The sequence below is a fragment of the Sphingomonas longa genome, from assembly GCF_016892685.1.
GTDB classification, from domain to species: Bacteria; Pseudomonadota; Alphaproteobacteria; order Sphingomonadales; family Sphingomonadaceae; genus Sphingomonas; species Sphingomonas longa.
The window spans coordinates 15,428-33,159 of the sequence record NZ_JAFEMC010000005.1; the positions used below are offsets into that span (position 1 = coordinate 15,428).

Sequence of the window (17,732 nt, forward strand, 5' to 3'; positions counted from 1 at the left end):
CTTCAACATTCCCGATTTTCATCCAGGTAGGTGATTGCCGGGTTCCACTCGGGGGTGCTCTTGGCCGTGACAGCAGCATAGGCGCCCTGCCAGCTAGCGACTAGAGCGAACCGGCACCTTATATGAGTGCTGCTCCCAACGCTTCTGAGCTCGCTTACTCAAGACCCAATACCGGACCTTCAACGGCATCTCTGCGGTGCTCGAAAACGGACGCCCGTTCATCTGAGCATCTGCAAAGTTCGCTTATCGTCTCCGGTGGCGCGATACGGCGTGTCAGGTGGTGTGCCTGGACCTGCTCCTCAGATCGTCGAGCAGCCATGCCCCCGCGCGGCCTAGCGGCCGGCTACGCATGTGAGCTGCGTAGATCATGAGCCCGCCTGGCGGCGCGACGTCGTCTTCGATCGACAGCTGGACCAGCTCTCCCGCGGTAAGCAGCGGTGATACGAGCTCCTCGGGCATGCGACACCAGCCAAACCCAGCCCGCAAAAAGTCCATCCGCCGGCCGAGCTCCACGAAACGCCAGGTCTGAGAGCTGAGCACGCCGTAGCTGGGGCCATCCGGCACCGTAGCATCCGACAGGACCAGCTGCACATGGGTGTCGAGATCGCCACGGGAGACTGGTCCCTGTGCCTGCCCCAGAGGGTGCGACGTCGCGACGACGGGAATCATGTTGAGGCCGAACAATGGCAATGCCGCAACGTCTTCGGGAACGGCGGGCAGCAGCACGCAGAACGCCAGCGCAGCGTCGCCGTTACGCAGGCGCCGCTCGGCGCCACGCAGCCCCTCGGTGGAAAAGCTCACCGGCAAATGGGGAAAGGTCGACCGAAGCGCGTGCAGGCTGTCGATGAAGGCAGTAGTCGGAACTAGCGGATCAATCGCGACTGTGAGCTCCGGCTCCAGTCCCTCGCGGGTTCCCGCGGCGAGTGCCTCGAACTGCTCAGCGCTTGAAAGAACCACACGAGCCTGCCTGACCAGCGCAAGGCCGATATCGCTTAGCTTTGGTCGATGGCCGCTACGGTCAAAGAGCGTGACGCCCTGGACTGCTTCGAGGTTTGCCACCGCCTGGCTGATCGCAGACTGGGCACGTTGAAGCTTGCGCCCCGTAGCCGAGAAGCTGCCCGTCTCGGCAATCGTCACCAGCACACGAAGCTGGTCAAGCGTCAGGTTGCCGATCATCCATCATCCAAACCGATAGAAGCTATCGCTTCTTTATCTCTCCCGCCGCTGCTGTCGAGGGCGCAGAACGACCTCGTGCTCCCAGCCTCCACCCAAAGAACACCTGCTGTCGCTGATGTTGCCGTTGGCGCTGCGGAAGGTGATCCCGCCTTCCGTTCGCTCCCACGACCACGCCACCGCAAAGCCGACTTCCGGCTTTCGCTTCAACTTACCCATTCCTGAAAGGACACCATCGTGCCCAAGCTTCTTGTTGTCGAAACAAGTCCTCGCGGCGAGTACTCGATCTCGCGCAATCTAACCCGGCGCTTTGTGGCTGAGTGGCAATCCGCCCACCCGGGTGGCAAGATCCTTGAACGCAATCTGATGACGACCGACCTGCCGTTCGTGACCGCGCCCTGGCTTCAGGCGTACTTCACGCCTGTGGAACAGCACTCTCCCGAAATGCGCGACAGGCTTCGCCTGTCGGACGAGTTGGTCGCTGAGGTGCTTGAGGCTGATCATCTGGTGATCGCCACGCCTGTCTATAACTACAACGTTCCGGCTGCTTTGAAGGCGTGGATCGACCACATCGTTCGCAAAGGGCTGACCCTGGGGCTCGATGGCAACGGCCTGGTCCTCGGCAAAAAGGCGACTGTGCTGATGGCCTCAGGCGGCGTGTACACCGAAAGCTCGCCGATCCAGGATCGGGATATCGCTACCCAGTACCTGCGCATGATCCTCGGCGTCATTGGGATCACGGATGTAAACATCATCGCTGCAGGCGGTGCCAAGGCTGTCGACATGGGTCAGGTCGGTCGTGAGGAGTTCCTCGACCGCTTCGAGCACGAGATCGCAGTCAAGGCCGGGGCCGCCTAGAGGGCGGCAAGGTAGAAGGTAACTAAGCCAATCAACAGGCTGTTCACGGCAGAAGCGCCTATCCGCTCGACGGCACGAGACCGCTCGGGCACTAGGTCTTCCGCCTTTGCCCAACAGCGCAGCGAGAAACTCATGACTGAAGCTACCTGGAACGAAGCCTCCAAGACGCCGGAGATCGACTGGCGCATGAGTGCAGCACTCGAGAACGTGCCGCGCGGTGAAACTGACGTCGCCGACGTGACCAGCCTGGAAGGCGCGGTCCGCGTCTGGCTAGAGCTGGATCCACAGCACCGAGTGAATGCTACGCTCACGCCCGAAAGGCCCATCTTCATCGATGGCGCCGCTCACAGCACCTTCGTGGGAGAGGGTGTTGACCTGATCGCCCAGCTCTTGCCCACTAAGCAGACGGAGGCTTGAGGCGTGGCGCGGCCAAGTGTCTGGTTTGAACCGGGCGAATGGGAGTGGGTCGACGAGCGGGAAAGCATTGGCTTCACCGGCCATACTGAGATGGGACCCGTCGAGTTGCTGATCACGAGCGAGGCGCTTGTCGAGCTCCTCGATCCTTCGCGGGACGCAATGGACCGTGAAACCGCCATCGAGACATTCATCGAATTCGAGAGCGACATTCACAGGATCGCGCTTCGTGAATTCGTTAGCCGCCTAGGCGGCGAGCCGCCGATCCTGCTGACTTCGGCCGACGTCGCTAGTTGATTGGTGGTGCAGCTGGCCTGGACTTGGAACGCTGAGGGAGAGGCGGCTTTTGGAAGCTCGAAGCAGCCGCCGGCCCGCCTGCAGTTTGGATAGCAATGCGGGAGATCCGCAGCAGCGATGAGACCCAGAAACGGTCATTGAGCAGGCGGTTCTGGGATTCCAGCTCCGGAAGTTTGTTCATGCCGTGGTTTGAGCCTCTGTATATGTACTCGGCTGCTTAAGCTGCCACCCTTTCCCACTTGGGTGACAAGCAGCTCTTGAGGCCAAGAAGGAGGGGCTTGAGTTCGCCAGCGGGAAGGTGGTCAATCAGATGGCTGTCCTAGTCGTATGCGCTGACGAATGGACTCAAATGCTGCCTGTATGGAGCGGAAGAGCCCACCGACGAGGCAGAAATCGGTTGTCGCACCTGTACCGCACTTGCCGTCGTGACAGCGCGTCGTGTCAGATGCGGCGAGAAAACACCCGGCTCGACGTCCAAGTGACAATGGGCCAAGATTTTCCTGATCTCCGCTTCTGGATCGTGAACGAGCCGCTCGTACTGAACGTGCAACAATCTACTCCCAAGCAGGTCCTGCCATTTTTGTAGAAGCGATTCCTCCAGCCTAAAATGATGGGCTATGTCAGCCAGATCATATGACCAGTTGGCGCCGCGCAAGAAAAAATGCTTGAAGCACGACCATGCCTGATCCAGAGAGTTGCGGGTGATCCATATGAGCGGAGCATCGGGCAGGCACGTAGCGAACGCGCCTAGGTAACGACTTGCATCAAGGCTCTTGTCGACTACGCGTCCGTGCTCTCCGAACCGCTGCGCGAGCAGATGAAGGTACTGCTCGGCAAGGCCCAAACGAATATCCTTCTCGGACAATTGTAATGATGGAGGAACCGAGCTCCCGCCAATTTCATTGAATAGGCGGCGAAAGATTTCGAGTTCCCCGCCCCCTGCAACGCTAGTGTGGCTTGCAAGAATTTGCTCGATGAGTGTTGTTCCGGCACGAGGCGATCCGGTGACGAGGATCGGCCGTGACGTATCGCTGGATGACCGACGGTCCCCGTCGAATGACGCTCGGGTGTACCCCTCCACTGCGCTTTCAGCCGATCGTGAATCAGCAGATCGGTCTGGATTGATCTGGCTGCGCCAGTCGGCCGATGCAGCGGCGATGACGGCGAAGGCAGCATCATGGTCACCGGCGTCACACAGCAGCTTGCCGAGCCCGTAGAGGTACTGTGCACGCTCTCGCTTCGACGCTCGCGCCATCGCGCTTCTGCTTTGCTCTAACAACATGAGGATGTCTCGGTCGCCTTTACGTGCGACCATAGCCAAAGCCAGCCAAGCTTGCCCTGAAAGCGGATCGGACGACGTGGCAACCAGCAGGTAATGACGAGCCTCATCAAGATCGCCGAGGTTCAGTGCGAAAGTGCCGCGAGTATACGCATAGGCCCCCGGAGACGGCACGTTATCAGGCACGGCGATCAGCAAACGACGTGCCTCGGCGACGGCTCCCGCGCGAGCCAACAAAATTGCCTGCTGATAAATAGCTTTAGGGTCGCGCTGTGACGAGCGTAACGCCAGGTTGCCAGCCTCTACGGCAAGACGATGCTCGCCGTTAGTCGACAGAACGTTGGCTATTGTTTGCCAGCTGCTCCCGAGGTCAGCATTCCGCCTGATGAGAATAGTGGCAGTCGCATTGACCTGTTTCCGATTCCCTTCCGAAAGAGCCTTTTGTAGCCGCTCTATAATCAATCCGATTGGGAGCATCATTATCGATCACAAAAAAAAGGGGCCGGTTGAACCGACCCCTTGATCTACAGCCCTGATTTTAGAAGCCAACGCGGAACTGGATACGGGCAGAGCGCGGCTGCTGGTACACCAACGGCGAGCGGTAATTGGGATTGACGTCGCCGCTGTCCAAATCGCCAAACTCGTCGAAGTCGAGCGCCGACTTCGTATTAAACACGTTGAATACGTCGAACCGAATACTGGCATCGAAATCAGCAGGAACCCGGACCGAAACGGTGAGGTTCAGCTCCTTACGCCAGTCGCTTTCAAATGACTTACCACGTTGCGTCGCCACACCTTGGCAAAAGTTGCCGGCTGCCTGGTACTGGGCCGCAAAGGGATCGACACTGGTGGGGACGACGCCGATACAGCCAAACTTCTTCGGCGATTGAAGGAGCCCGTTAGCACCAAGCGTAACGACATCGTTGAGCTGATAGCTGCCGAAAAGCTTGAACGAATGCCGGCGATGGCCCGGGAGGTATCCATATGATCCCAGCGTCAGGCCAGGCTGATCGAAATCCTGCGTTGCGCCGGTATCCGCCTGGCCAACATCAGATTTCGCGCCGCCCTCGTAGTTACCTTTCAAGCTTGACCACGTATACGATCCTTGCACGCTCCAAACGCCGTCGAACTCGCGATTGAACGTCACGTCCACCGCCTTGTAGGTTCTACGGGCCTTCGGGTAACCCAATTGCTGAGCCGTAAAGTCGACGACGGGCGTCGTGCCGTCGGGAAGGCCAAGCAACTGTATCGAGGCATCTTCACCGGGATTGACGAGCACGTACTGCGAGAACCCAGAATAAATTTCGCCACAGGCATCGGAGGTGAAGCCTTGCGCGGTGCAGTACGCGATCGCAGCCTGATCGATCGCCACGTCCTCGAGAACCTGACCCAGCTTACGATAGGTGAAGTTCAAGCCTACCCGGAGGCGCTGACCAATGCGGCGTTCGAAACCAACGATGTACTCATCAAGAGACTGAGGCTTTAGACCTTGCGCAATAAACGCTGTAGGATCGGTGACCTCACCATTGCTGGTCACAGTGCAGTTTGCAATACCGGTATCAGGACATGGGCGGGAGTTCGACACGGTCAGGATAGGCGCACCAACGATAGGTGACCCATTGGCGTTTACGCCATCCAGAACATTGAAGCGGGAATAATCGAGTTCGCGCCCTGCACCTCGAATGTTGGTGTTAGCGGCGATAGGAACGAAGTATCGGCCGAACGATCCAAAGACTTTGTTACGGCCGTCGCCAAACGGGTCAGCCGTAAATCCAAGCCGCGGACCCCACTGGTCGCCAGACTTGTAGAACGGATCCCCGTTTGCATCCTTGTTCGTAAAGCGGTCGTTACGAATGCCAAGTTGCAACGATATTCTGTCCTGGAAGATCGACCAGCTATCCTGGATATAGAACGCCTCGTTGTTTGTTCCAAACGACCCCCCGTTTTCAAAAAAGCGCGAGGTTAAATATTGCGTGCCAATTGGCAGTCCCGTGCGATCATTCGCAGTTCTAACTTGGAAGTAGTTGATTGATCCACCGCCAATGGAAGTAGAGATCTGCGTCGCAGTGAGATTCTCACGATCATAACCGGCCCGAATGTGGTGAGAACCGAGCAGCTTGAAATAGAGATCGACATCACCGCGGTAGAACTCGCGCTTATCATCATTGGTGGTGATGCTGTTGGACGGATTGCCGATAGACGCTGACGTTCCGCTCCGCTGATCGATAACGTTCGGATTAGTTGTATCAAGTGGCAACGATCCACCACGATTCTTATTTACGCCGTACGCCGCCGATAGGGTAAGCCATGGCGCGAACGTACCAGTATACCTGCCGACGTAATTCTCGCCGCCTGAACGAACATTAGACCCCCCAGTAAAAAGGCCGCGCTCGTTAGTATCGGAATTGTAGATCGTTTGATAGGTATTTGTGGTCTGGGTAGTATTGAAATACGTACCCTCAAGCCGATGACCCTCAAAAAGAATGGCGTCGAGCTTACCTCCCCAAAAGGGGCTAGTCGTACGCTGCTGCGTGTTCCTATTGTTGCCGGGAGTCAGCGTGCCATCTGCAGCTGCCGCACCCGTTGTGCCATTTCGTGAAATGACATCGCGAGCGTTATACAGGCCATAGAAAAATAACCGGTCCTTGATGATTGGCCCGCTCAGCTGAAAAACGGTGTCAGTGCGATTGGAGTAGTCGCCGTCGTTATCAGCTAGGTAGGTGTTTGGCGCGTCGTCTGTTAGCGAGTTTGGCTCCCAGTTAAACAAGACGCTGCCGTGGAATTCATTGCTGCCGCGCTTGGTCGTGGCGTTGACCACACCGCCGGTCGATCGACCAAATTCGGCTTGGAACCCTCCGGTCTTGACTTCGACGGTATCGTAAAAGTCAAACGGCACCGTTACCGGCGCAAACCCCTGGCGGAATTCCGTGATATTCAAGCCATTTACGTAGTATGCGTTTTCCGTGAAAGACGATCCGCTGATCCCCGTCTGGTTGGCAAATGCAGCGTTTTGTCCAGACGATCCCTGGGTTGTGCCCGGTGCAAGCAGGATCACGTCGCGCAGCGAGCGCGCTACTGGAACCCGGGCTTGCAGCTCTCCAACGTTGATGACAGCGCCGGTGGTGGTGCGATCGAAGTCAGCGATTTGCACGCGAGCGCCCGTCACGACAATGTCGCCGCCCTCGGCGGCAGGCGCTGCAGCTCCAACGGCCGCAAGGCGGAAGCTGTTACCGGACTGACTCTGACTAATGGCAACATTATCATCCACGAAGGTATCGTAGCCATCGGCGGAAATCGTGAAGGTGTAGGTCCCAGGCGGCAGCTGCGGTACACGATAGGAGCCGTCGCTTCCGACTTCAGCATCGCGGGTGAAGCCCTGATCATTCGACCGCATCTGGACCCGCGCGCCGACCAACGCTTTGCCTGCGGTATCCGTAACGCGACCTGCAGCGGTCACGTTGGTGTAATCCTGAGCGTAAGCAGGCGAGGCGAAGGCCATTGTTCCGCAACCAGCGCCCAGGAGTGCGATCGCTGGCAAAGCCGAACCCAGCCGCAGTGAACGACGGGCAAAATCCAATGTCGAAACCATACCAAACCCTTTTTTCGCTTCGAGCGAACCCCACTCTTCTAGCGGCAATCCCTCCAAAGGCTGTCGTCCGCGGCGCCGCACACGCGGCATTCCATGGAATTTCAACAACGTGCAGGGCCAAGGTGGCGGTGTAAAGCGACGGAGCAAGCGAGCCTGAAATTTGCAGACGCGTGTGACCGAAATGACACGGTCCCTGTCCTACTTAGATGTAGTTCTAGTTGTACTGGCCGAGGTACCAGCGCGACATCCCATCAGCGCGTTCTCCGGGGTATGGCTATGAGTTGCTGATTTCACCAAGCCAGTGAAAATACTCTGGGCTTCTCTCGGCGTTCACGCAGCCAACGTTGAAACCAGATATGATTAGCCAACGTCAAACGGCTCAACCACTATCGGTCCTTCAGGATGATTCAGACGCCTCCAAGCTCGCTCCGCGGCGTTTACTTTGATTGTAAGAGCGCTCAGGTGAGGATGGCGCTGCAAGATCTCTGTTATTTGCATGATGGTTTCTGGCTGGTACCAACCTTGTAAACGAGCGGCGCCCGGCAGGGTATCATCCCTAAAGTCAAAATCGAAGTCGCCGCGTTTCACAAAGCTGTCGCAAAAGTGGTCATGTTTCATCCTCAGGCGGGATCAAGACTAGCATCTCTCGAAGCTGCCCTCGCGCGGTGCCTCTGCCATCTAACTTAGATCGCTTTATGCCGTCTCAGTCAACGATGATTTTAACCTACATTTTGCGTGAACTGATCCCTCTTCCCAACTCCGCACGCGAACCCTCCCCCAACGCCGCAATTCCCGCACGCCAGTCCGCCGGCGCAGTCCAACAGCGAAGGCAGCCCACCATCGATCCACTCGCTCAACATTGGTGGGCCAGCTAAGATCGAAGCAGAAAGTTTCCTTGGTGAAAATCGTCTTTTAAGGCTTCGCCGGCAGCTAAGATACTCGCGGCAACAACGGGCCGCGTGAACTCGACAGAGCTAGGTTGTAAGTTGCTTTGGGTCATGGCCCTATTGGAGGGCGGTTGCTTGACATCGGCAGCGTCGAGGCCTTTCTACCTGCTGATTCCAACCGCGAAGAGCCAAAGAGGAAGGCGTGTCGCATGCCCCTGTCCTACCCGATGATGCTGGCAATCAGTAGCTTAGCTCTTGGTGCATCACTTGTCGGGTATGAGCATCAAGCTGTGCCTCGAAGCGGTGTTCATGAGAAGTCAGACTATGATTCCGGCGCCATCGTGGTCACAGGCAAGCGGGATGATCTAAGCGAGGTTCCGGGCGTCATAACTGGCAGTGGACGTACGCGAACGCAAGACGGTGGCGACGGTCCAATCGATGTGGCATTTACCTACTCCTACGCCCGTGACGTGGCTAGATGCGCCATGAACGACGATATAAGACAAATCAAAATAGCCGTCGATGGAGCGCCAAGCTCTCCATCGCAGGTGTATGCTCAAGACTGGATTGTCCGAAACAATATAACGTGCTCAGTAAGCGGCAACCTTCTCTCGATAGCTCCACCAGAACTAGGTCGCTCTATGTATCAGCGGGGAGCCCTTATCACTGAGGTACTTGTGAGATTTGCCCCAAACCTAATCTTGAGCCGCTCGCAGACGACTGATCCTGCGGTAATTAAGCGTTATGAAGCTCGGGAGGCGAAAAGGAACCGTGTACGTGCACCGAGCGATCTTCGATACTTCAGGGCAGTGACGTGTATGGTTCAACTGCAGCCCGAGGCATCCGTCAAGCTTGCCTATGGCAATTTCGGATCGAAAGAAGAATCTAAAATTCGAGAGAAGATACTCGGTGGCGCTCAGTTTTGCCTGGGCAATCCGAGAAACGTCTATGTTAAGGCTCTGCAATTCCGCGTGTATGTAGCCGACGCGGTATATAGATGGGCTGTAGCAGTGCAAAACGTGGATACGCTTATCAAGTCATGATCATCGACATCGTTCAAACTGTTATAAACGATACGAACCTTTGACAAATACTATAATATTTTGCTTATCTATGACAGGTTTACTCGAGATTGTAGCCAATATTAAGAAGCGGGCGAGCGAAACTATGAGGGATAGGCTTACAAGTCCGTGGTTGCGTTACCGCACAGACCCACTTCCGGCCAGTCGTACGCAGTTTGCGGCCACCAAGGTTCAGACGTTCGTTCATGTCCGGTGACGACAGCTTTCGGCAACCGTAAATTGACGTTCGAACGACCGCCGCTGTGAGGAAAACGGTCATTAGGGTTACAAATCGTAGCCCCTGCTAGCGGTCCAACATGCCCACTAGAGCGAAGCACCACCCCCAAGCACCCCCGACAAGGCCCTCAATCAAGATGCGCCGGATCGTCCATATGGTCGGTCCTCAGGCCAACGTGGGAGGACCCCTTAAGACGGTCGACCGTCAAGGTTTCACGGCGGGGGCAAGCCCGCCCGCCCAGGTTGCAAACCCCGGCACTAAGGCGACCGGCACCATGAACAGCGGCGAGAGGATTGCAGCCGCACCCCAGTACCAGGCCGGATGGATTCTCCCCTGGGTCCATCGTTCGTGGACTGCGCTCCAGGCGACCGGCGCGAGCATTCCCGCCTCCATCAGCAGCAGACCGATCGGCCCAAGCTGTTCCATCGGCACGATCCGGGCCCAAGCGGGAGCGACGGCGATGATCGTGGCGCACGCCAGAAGCCGACGATGCCAGTCGCTGCGCCGCCGTACACGGATTGCCAACATCACCAAGAGGGCAAACGGGATCAAGCCGCCGATGTTTGCTACGATCGTAAAGGCGGGTTCTGACTGGCGGCCACCGACGATCGAGTCGAAGGTTGTCCAGATCCCGGTTGTTACCAGCGCGACGGCGATAAACGCGCCGATCCAACCAAACGTTCGGTGAAGCTCGCGCTGTCGCATGCCAATCAGCCATGGCTGGATGACCGCCAAAACGCACCAGGCCAAGCCGATGGTGGCATGCAGGTAGACTTCGAGTGGCAACGCGCCGTAATTTGTGCGTCCGCGCATGGGTTCCAAACCGAACCCGGCGATCACGACGAGCAACTGCGTAAGGGCAATCCCCGCGAACAGGCGCGGTTCTCCCTTTATTGACCGGAAGCTCCTGATCACGGCCTCTCCCAAACCCTAATATCGCTGATGCTACCGCCAAAGACGGGCGCTGGCGAGCGTCGGCTATTGGGGCGTTAACGAACTGGCATTTCGCGTTCGCAATGACCCACTTTCAGATGTTCAGCTTGGTTGAAGCGTCTCCCAACTCCGGTCATCCATTCATCTGAGCCGCGGCAAAATCGTGTTCATTCTGAGCCATTCCCGCCCAGTCAGCTCGTCTGGAAGCCCCTATGTCTTACGAGAGGCGACGTCCGCGGTGGCCAGCTGGAGCGCTTAACCCGGAAGGGTCAGTGGCCGCGCCCGCGTGGCGCGAACCCACTGGGAAACATCCGCTGTCAGGAGTTCAGCTGTTCGCCGGATCAGGCGGCGTAAACCATCGAACCCCGGAGCCTCATCCGTGACGATCCGTCGCAATTCAGCCAACTGTGTTGCCAAAGCCGCGTTGCGCTCTGCTGCGCCTGCAAAGTCACCCTGCATGCGGATGCCGTAAATGGCTGCGCCAATTGCAGGTAGCGAGGCGCTGACCACTGTCACGCCGAGCGGAAGGCTATGCTCCGCCCCCGGCGCATGCGAAAACGTCCAGAATACCTCGATGCCCAGTACGCCCGCGCAGACCAGAGCGGTGATCGCGAACAGGGCGCCGCCGAGGCGATGCAGCCGGTGCTCCAGCCGGTGCATCCGCCCGGCCTCTCGCCGTACGTAGCCGATCTGATTGTCGAGCAGAGCGGCGAGGCTGGCATGGGCGTCCGCGAGGTAGGTTGCATCGATTCTGGCAGATGGAAGTGCGAGCCTTCGCGCGATGACGCGCCGTTCGCGTCCGGCAGTGTCTGCCCCCTGCCCCTGCACGCCACGCAGGAACAGGTCACCGAGCGCAGCCGACACCGCTAAACAGCGAAGCTCTTCGGCAAGGGCGCGCTGATCGAGCCATCGCCCATGCCAGCCCGCCCGCGATCCCCAACTTGTAATGAGAAGGATCATTGCGATCGATGCGAACTCGCCTGCGGCGAGGAGCGGTTTCACCCCAACCGGCACGATCAGGCCGAGCAGAGCCAATGTGACCGCAAGCGCAGCCAGTGCGAAGCTGCTGACGAACGCGCTGCGGAACAGTTGTGCGGCCAGACTCGCCTCGCAATCTGCCGCGTCGAACCGAGGCCAGAGCTGGGCATCGATCCGCGCGGCCATCGAGCGGCCAGGCGCTCCGCCCGGCACTCGCGCGGCCGGGCACGGCCGGCGAAGGTCAGCAAGCCGGAAGCGCCGAACGCCCGTGAATGCGAGGAGAAGCGGATAAGCCACCGCGAAAAGCGGCGGCGCCTCGGGCACGACCCGGCGGCTTCCTTCGCTGCCACGAGTTGAGATCAACGCGCCGAGGCGCGTCATCAGCAACGGCAGGTCGTCCAGGCTTCCCCGAGCGATGGTATCGACGGCTTCCGGCCCGGTGTCATGCTGGTTCAGTCCGCTCCAGAGCAGGACCGGCGGTTGCGACGGATCGGGGTGCAGGACCAGCACGGGGATTGCCTGTGCAACAGCCTCCGCCACGATCTGGGCGGCACCTCCGCGCCCGCGGGCCGGCTCGCCGTCCCATATGGCGAGCAGGATGTCGCTCTGGGTGAGTACGACGCGACCGGCCCGTTCGTACGCTGCGGCTTCGCCGCCCGGCTCGTCGCGCCGACCCGGCAGTTCCAGCACGTTCGTGGATCGATCAAGCCTGGCGTGTAGACTCGCTGCGCCGGCACGGTCGAAATCGTCCGCATAGTCGTCGCGGGCGAATGGTAGCACGGTATCGAGCTGCCAGCCCGCGCCGAGCGCAGCATCGGCCGTCATCATGTCCGACCCTTCGGCAAGGCTGCCGATGAGGCGGAAGCGACTGTCCGGCGACGCCGCAGCCATCGCTGCCAAGACCTCGTCAATCCGCGCCTGCAATTGCGCCAGGTCGATGTTGGCGAGCCGGGCAAGCCGGTGCCCGGTTACGCCAATGGCGATGGGCGCATCCTGGATTGTTGCGGTCATGGTGTGCGGTGTCACCGCGTTCGTCGACGTGTTCAAGATCCTTGCACCTTCATGCGCGCGAGATGCCCGCCGATCCAAGGTTCTCGTCGATCTACATGCTCCACGCTCGTCTCCCCACCAGCGTCCGTCTCAACCCAAAGTCACCACTTCCACTGGGGAAGCGCATAGCGAGCCGACCGATCCTTGTCTGCCGCCACTGCTTTAATGGATCGCACCATCCCTGACTGTGCCCTGATGACGCTGCTGTTCCGCACCCCGGGCGGATCGCAGGTCGTATATCGCTAGATCATGAGTTCTCCATGACGTCCGGGGTCTTGCGAAACAAGGCGAGGTGCCCGACACGCGGCACGGGGAGTGCGGGGGCTACCCGCTTCGGGGGGCAATTTGTGAGCCGCTACGCCGCTTTCATCAGCTACAGCGGTGCTGTCAGTCTAACGCGAACTGCTCTCCCCAGGATGGATGTCGGGCTTTGAGGCTAGTCGCCTAGCTGGCGAGCACCTGCCACTCCGCAAGAGCTGCGGAGCGTCGTTCGCGGTAAGTCTGTCGGTCGGTGAGATGGCGCTCCAGGCTGAAGTGGTTGTGGACGTTGGCGTGCACGGAAGCGAACTTCTGCAGCGTCTTCATCTGCCTGAAGCGTAGCATCGCCCTCTCTCGTCGTCGGAACGGCAGGTGGGAGTTCTCGACCCGGTTGTTGGTCCAGCGACCGATCTCCTGCTTCTCCGCATTGCCGAGGTCGTTCATGGCTGCACGGTAGGAGCGCAGGCCGTCCGTGGTGATCGCCTCTGGTGAGCCGTGGCGCTTCAGCGCCTTCTTCATGAAGGTGAGAGCTGCTGCCTTGTCCCTGGTCTTGGTAACGTAGCTCTCCAGCACCTCGCCTTCGTGATCTACCGCTCGCCAGAGGTAGACCATCTCGCCATTCAGCTTCACGTACATCTCGTCCAGGTGCCAGCGCCAGTGGCGGAAGCCACGCATGTGGCTCACCCTCTTCCTCCGCACCTCGCCTGCAAACAGCGGCCCAAACCTGTTCCACCACAGCCGCACCGTCTCGTGGCAAATGTCGATCCCACGCTCGAACAGCAGGTCCTCCACGTTGCGCAGGCTGAGCGGAAAGCGGACGTACATCAGCACCACCAGCCGGATCACCTCCGGCGAGGAGTTGAAGTAGCGGAACGGACTGGCTGGCTTGCGCGGGCGGGGCATGCGGCGCCCTTACAATCCCCGAGTTACCGACGGGTGCATTTGCTTTGACAGAGCCACTGGCTGGCTTGCGAGAACGCGGCATGTCCGCGCCGTACCCTGCCCCGATTACCAGCCGGTGCACTTTCTTTGACGAAGCTCCTTATCCCGGCATGCTCATTCTGTTGTTCTGAGCGCAGGGTCGTCCGATCTTGGCATCGAAGCACGCCACGTTTCTAATCCCTCCGGGTAGTCTGCTGCGGCATTCCTACCGAACGCCTTCATGCGCAACTGCTCCGAAAGGATACCCGGATATTCGGCGGCAGGCGCGAAGTACAGGAAATCGAGCAGCCGGCTGCCGAACCGCCATTGGCCGTCTTGCCGGACATAGTGATCATGGTAGCGGGTGGCGCCGAGGAACCCCGTACCCTGCAGACTGCTTTCGACATGGGAGAAGACGATGCCGGTTGCGCTGTTGTCGTCCTCCAACGTGATCAGATGATCGTGCGTCCAGTGATTGGTGACACCCATGCCCGCATATCGGCTGCTGAAATGGCGGCGGATGGCGTCGCGGCCATGCGCATCGGTGGCGCCGTTGCGGCTCTGAAAGGTGCCTTCCGGCGTGAACAGCCCGGTCAGCGTATTCAGGTCGCGATCGTCGCACGCCATGCAATAGGTGCTCACCAGCGCACGGATCTCCTGCTGCGCCTCCACCCGGGCGATCCGCCGTTCCAGCGCCGCGATGTCCGTCATTTGACCACCTCCGTTTGCATCCGGGCGTTGCCGGGCTCCAGCACCATCGCGAACTTGCGAGGAAGCGCCTCCATCTGCCCCGGCTCATCCACGTCTGCCATCAGTCCCGGGCGGCGCAGCACCGCGACGGCGTGACCGGCCTCCCGCGTCGTGGACAGGTGGCGCCAGAAGCTGCCGGCGCCATGGCTGTAGGGGAACAGGCAGGCCGGCATCAGCATCGCATTGGTGCCGCCGCCCGCCTTGTCCGCCGCGATCACCACCGCACGATCCGATGATGCCGCGGCCAGGAGCGCCTGCACATCGCCCACCGTCAGCTGCGGCAGGTCGGTGAACAGCGACAATATGTGTGTAGCTCCCCTCGACGCCGCAAAGGTTGCCGCGCAACCCAGGGCATCGTTCAGATCGCTGTCCGCCGCTTCGGGCAGCGCACGAACGTCGTGTCGACGCGCCTGGCTCAGCACGTCCGGATCGCGCGAGATCACCACGGTGCGCTCGGGAGGGATAACCTGAGCCGCGGTGGTCAGCACATGGTGAAGAAAGGCCCGGTTCAGAGCCGCGCGTTGCCAGGCCGGCAGGCACAATCGTGATTTGCCGTCGCGAAACGGCTTGGCAGGAACGATCAGCCACAGTCCGTCCATGTCACCGGCCCTCGAAGACCGGTGGACGGCGCTCGCCGAAAGCTAGGACCGCCTCCTCATGGTCGCGCGTTTCGTGGGCAAGCGCCTGCATCGCCGCTGACATCTCCAGCACGGCGGAAAGGCTGGCCTGCTGCGCTTGGCGCATTAATCGCTTGGTCATCCGCACCGCATGCGGCGGGTTGTCCGCGATCTGCCGTGCCACGGCGGCCGCGGCCTCCTGCAAGGCGTCGGCCGGCACCACTTTCGACACGAGGCCGCATGCGAGCGCCTCATGCGCGTCGATCATCTCGCCCGTCAGCGCCATGTGCGTCGCCTTGGAAACGCCGACGATCCGCTGCAGCAGCCAGGCCCCGCCATCGCCGGGCACGATGCCCATCTTCACGAAGCTCTCGGCGAACTTCGCGCTGTCCGCAGCGATGCGCACGTCGCACATGCACGCCAGATCGCATCCGGCGCCGATCGCCGCGCCGTTGATCGCGGCGATCACCGGCACCTCCAGATCCTGAAAGACCAGCGGCAGGCGCTGGATGCCGTTGCGATAATTGCGCCGGGTCTGCGCCGGCAGGGCATCACGCAGCCCCCCACCCGGCACCATCTTCTTGACGTCGCCGCCTGACGAGAACGCGCTCCCCGCACCGGTGAGCACGACGGCGCGGACGGATACGTCGCGGTCCGCCTCCAGCAGCGCCGCGATGACCGCCTCGATCATGTCTGGATCGGAGATCGGGTTGCGCCGGTCCGGCTGGTTGAGCGTCAGCGTAAGGACATGGCCGTCGCGCCGGGAGAGCAGGATGGCCATGTCAGGCTGACGCCTTCACATAGGCGTCGCGCAGTTCGGCAAAGTCGCGGATGTAGTCGAGTTGCGCCTCGAGTGGATCGGGCGGGAAGCGCAGATGGACGTTGGTCACACCCACCGAGCGTAGATAGTCGATCTCCGCCATCACTTGGTGCCGATCCTTGCCATGGGGATGCAAGCTGATCTCCAATCCGAGGGTCGCGGGATCGCGCCGGGCCTCCGACATCGCTGCGCGCACGACATCCAGCGCCGCGATCTGGTCGTCGGGCAGCTTGCCCGTTGCATCGTCGATGCGGAATAGCGGCATGAACCCATCGGCAAGGCGACCGACACGATTGAGCACGGCTGGCGGCGGAACCGGTGCATCGGTACGGCCGCCGCCCATCCAGATCGGTATTGAACGGGCCGGCGGCGCCGGATTGACGTTCACGTCGCGCAGATGATGCCAGCGGCCCTCGAACGTCACCGACTCGCCGGTCCACAACTGGCGCAGCACGTGGATCTGCTCCTCGATCCGCGGCGCGCGTTCCTTGAAGTTGAATTCCATCGCCTCGAACTCGACCGGGTTGTAGCCGATGCCCACGCCCATCACGAAGCGGCCACCGCACAGGATGTCGACCTGCGCCGCCTGCTTGGCCACCAGCGCCGTCTGCCGCGCTGGAAGGCCCAGCACACCGGTCATGTATCCCAGCCGCTCGGTTATCGCCGACAGGTAGGCGATCAGCGTGAACACCTCGAGGAGTTCACTCTGTGCCGTGTACGGCGTCTTGTCGATGCCGCCGTGTTTCTCCGCGTCCACCCCCACGACATGATCGAGCAAGCGAAGATAATCGTAGCCAAGCCTGTCGGCCTCCTTGGCGAACGGCACCATTGAGGAAAGCCCGCCTGCATGGACGAAATGATTGCCGTTGACGGTGAACTTTAAAGCATTGCTCAAGGCATGTCTCCTGCGACGGACGGACGGACGGCCCATGCCGGCCAGCGGGATCAAACGGCGGTGATGCGGATGCCCGATCCGGAACTCTTGTACCGACGGTTGATCGAGATCAGCAGCGAGGTCAGCGCCTCGGCCGCAGCGGAATTAACGATCGGCCCGGCATGGAAACCGCGCATTCCGATCTCGCCGATCAGCGCCACGACCGTGTCGCACGCGTCATTGTCGTCGCCGCACACCAGCACGTCGCAATCGATCGCATGGTCCAGGTCGATCAGGTGATTCCAGGAGACGTTCTGAAAGGCGGAAACCACCTTGACCTCGGGTCCCAGCAACACCTGGATCGCGGCCACTGCCGATCCACCCTCGGGCAGCTGGACGCGCGCCACCTTGGGCGGCACCAGCGGCACCGTCGCATCCACCAGGATCTTGCCCGCCAGTGCTTCCTTGAGCGACAGGGCCGTGTGCTTCTGACCCTGATAGGGGACGGCTAGCACGACAAGATCAGCGGCAGCGACTGCATCCGCATTGGTGTGGCCGCTCACCCGATCGGCGCCCACCTTCTCGTTGAGACGCGCCGCTGCATCGGCTGCCTTGTCCGCGTCGCGCGAGCCGATGATCACGCGGTGTCCCGCATGGGCAAAGCGCGCAGCGAGGCCGCCGCCTTCCTGTCCGGTGCCGCCGATCACGGCAATAGTACGTTGCTCGGCCATCTCT

The 17,732-nt window shown here is 60.3% G+C and carries 16 protein-coding genes; 4 read left to right on the forward strand and 12 right to left on the reverse strand.

Translation table 11 applies throughout. The features are described 5' to 3' along the window. Window positions 1-273: 273 nt before the first annotated feature. Entirely contained in the window at window positions 274-1,176 is a 903-nt protein-coding gene (locus tag ILT43_RS15530; RefSeq protein ID WP_204199895.1) for a LysR family transcriptional regulator, read from the reverse strand. Between the two features lie 234 nt (window positions 1,177-1,410). Between ILT43_RS15530 and ILT43_RS15535 the strand changes: the two genes are divergently transcribed. The 3 genes from ILT43_RS15535 (at window position 1,411) to ILT43_RS15545 (ending at window position 2,742) form a co-directional block, all read left to right on the forward strand. After that, window positions 1,411-2,031: an NAD(P)H-dependent oxidoreductase gene (locus ILT43_RS15535; protein WP_204199896.1), complete on the forward strand. Its 621-nt coding sequence runs from the start codon at window positions 1,411-1,413 to the stop codon at window positions 2,029-2,031. A 132-nt stretch (window positions 2,032-2,163) separates the two neighbouring features. Next, window positions 2,164-2,448: a hypothetical protein gene (locus tag ILT43_RS15540; RefSeq protein ID WP_204199897.1), complete on the forward strand. Its 285-nt coding sequence runs from the start codon at window positions 2,164-2,166 to the stop codon at window positions 2,446-2,448. 3 nt (window positions 2,449-2,451) lie between these two features. Next, window positions 2,452-2,742 carry a DUF1488 family protein gene (locus tag ILT43_RS15545; protein WP_204199898.1) on the forward strand — a complete coding sequence of 97 codons (291 nt, stop codon included), beginning with the start codon at window positions 2,452-2,454 and terminating at the stop codon, window positions 2,740-2,742. Between the two features lie 319 nt (window positions 2,743-3,061). Here the strand turns inward: ILT43_RS15545 and ILT43_RS15550 are convergent, their stop codons facing one another. The 3 genes from ILT43_RS15550 to ILT43_RS15560 form a co-directional block, all read right to left on the reverse strand. Continuing rightward, a complete protein-coding gene (locus tag ILT43_RS15550; RefSeq protein WP_204199899.1) occupies window positions 3,062-4,501 on the reverse strand; it encodes a sulfotransferase family protein in 1,440 nt (479 codons plus the stop codon). Window positions 4,502-4,559: 58 nt separating this feature from the next. After that, on the reverse strand, window positions 4,560-7,700 hold the full coding sequence (locus tag ILT43_RS15555) for a TonB-dependent receptor (protein WP_204199900.1): 3,141 nt from the start codon (window positions 7,698-7,700) through the stop codon (window positions 4,560-4,562). A gap of 270 nt (window positions 7,701-7,970) precedes the next feature. Continuing rightward, window positions 7,971-8,228 carry a hypothetical protein gene (locus ILT43_RS15560; RefSeq protein WP_204199901.1) on the reverse strand — a complete coding sequence of 86 codons (258 nt, stop codon included), beginning with the start codon at window positions 8,226-8,228 and terminating at the stop codon, window positions 7,971-7,973. Window positions 8,229-8,628: 400 nt separating this feature from the next. Between ILT43_RS15560 and ILT43_RS15565 the strand changes: the two genes are divergently transcribed. Further along, window positions 8,629-9,540: a hypothetical protein gene (locus ILT43_RS15565; protein ID WP_204199902.1), complete on the forward strand. Its 912-nt coding sequence runs from the start codon at window positions 8,629-8,631 to the stop codon at window positions 9,538-9,540. 460 nt (window positions 9,541-10,000) lie between these two features. Here the strand turns inward: ILT43_RS15565 and ILT43_RS15570 are convergent, their stop codons facing one another. From ILT43_RS15570 to npdG, 8 genes are all read right to left on the reverse strand, one after another. After that, on the reverse strand, window positions 10,001-10,711 hold the full coding sequence (locus tag ILT43_RS15570) for a hypothetical protein (protein ID WP_204199903.1): 711 nt from the start codon (window positions 10,709-10,711) through the stop codon (window positions 10,001-10,003). 273 nt (window positions 10,712-10,984) lie between these two features. Continuing rightward, window positions 10,985-12,754 (reverse strand): hypothetical protein, encoded by a 1,770-nt coding sequence (locus tag ILT43_RS15575; protein ID WP_204199904.1) that lies wholly within the window; start codon window positions 12,752-12,754, stop codon window positions 10,985-10,987. 447 nt (window positions 12,755-13,201) lie between these two features. After that, the gene (locus tag ILT43_RS15580) at window positions 13,202-13,918 is read right to left on the reverse strand and encodes an IS6 family transposase (protein WP_204199905.1); all 717 of its coding nucleotides are present in this window, start codon (window positions 13,916-13,918) and stop codon (window positions 13,202-13,204) included. 153 nt (window positions 13,919-14,071) lie between these two features. Continuing rightward, window positions 14,072-14,647 carry a nuclear transport factor 2 family protein gene (locus tag ILT43_RS15585; protein WP_204199906.1) on the reverse strand — a complete coding sequence of 192 codons (576 nt, stop codon included), beginning with the start codon at window positions 14,645-14,647 and terminating at the stop codon, window positions 14,072-14,074. Continuing rightward, window positions 14,644-15,285, reverse strand: a complete 642-nt coding sequence (gene cofC / locus ILT43_RS15590) for a 2-phospho-L-lactate guanylyltransferase (RefSeq protein WP_204199907.1) — start codon at window positions 15,283-15,285, stop codon at window positions 14,644-14,646. Before cofC ends, ILT43_RS15585 begins: the two co-directional genes overlap by 4 nt. 1 nt (window position 15,286) lies before the next feature. Next, window positions 15,287-16,084 (reverse strand): crotonase/enoyl-CoA hydratase family protein, encoded by a 798-nt coding sequence (locus ILT43_RS15595; RefSeq protein ID WP_204199908.1) that lies wholly within the window; start codon window positions 16,082-16,084, stop codon window positions 15,287-15,289. A 1-nt stretch (window position 16,085) separates the two neighbouring features. Continuing rightward, on the reverse strand, window positions 16,086-17,072 hold the full coding sequence (locus tag ILT43_RS15600) for a TIGR03619 family F420-dependent LLM class oxidoreductase (RefSeq protein ID WP_204199909.1): 987 nt from the start codon (window positions 17,070-17,072) through the stop codon (window positions 16,086-16,088). Next, entirely contained in the window at window positions 17,069-17,728 is a 660-nt protein-coding gene (npdG, locus tag ILT43_RS15605; RefSeq protein ID WP_204199910.1) for an NADPH-dependent F420 reductase, read from the reverse strand. Before npdG ends, ILT43_RS15600 begins: the two co-directional genes overlap by 4 nt. Window positions 17,729-17,732 lie beyond the last annotated feature (4 nt).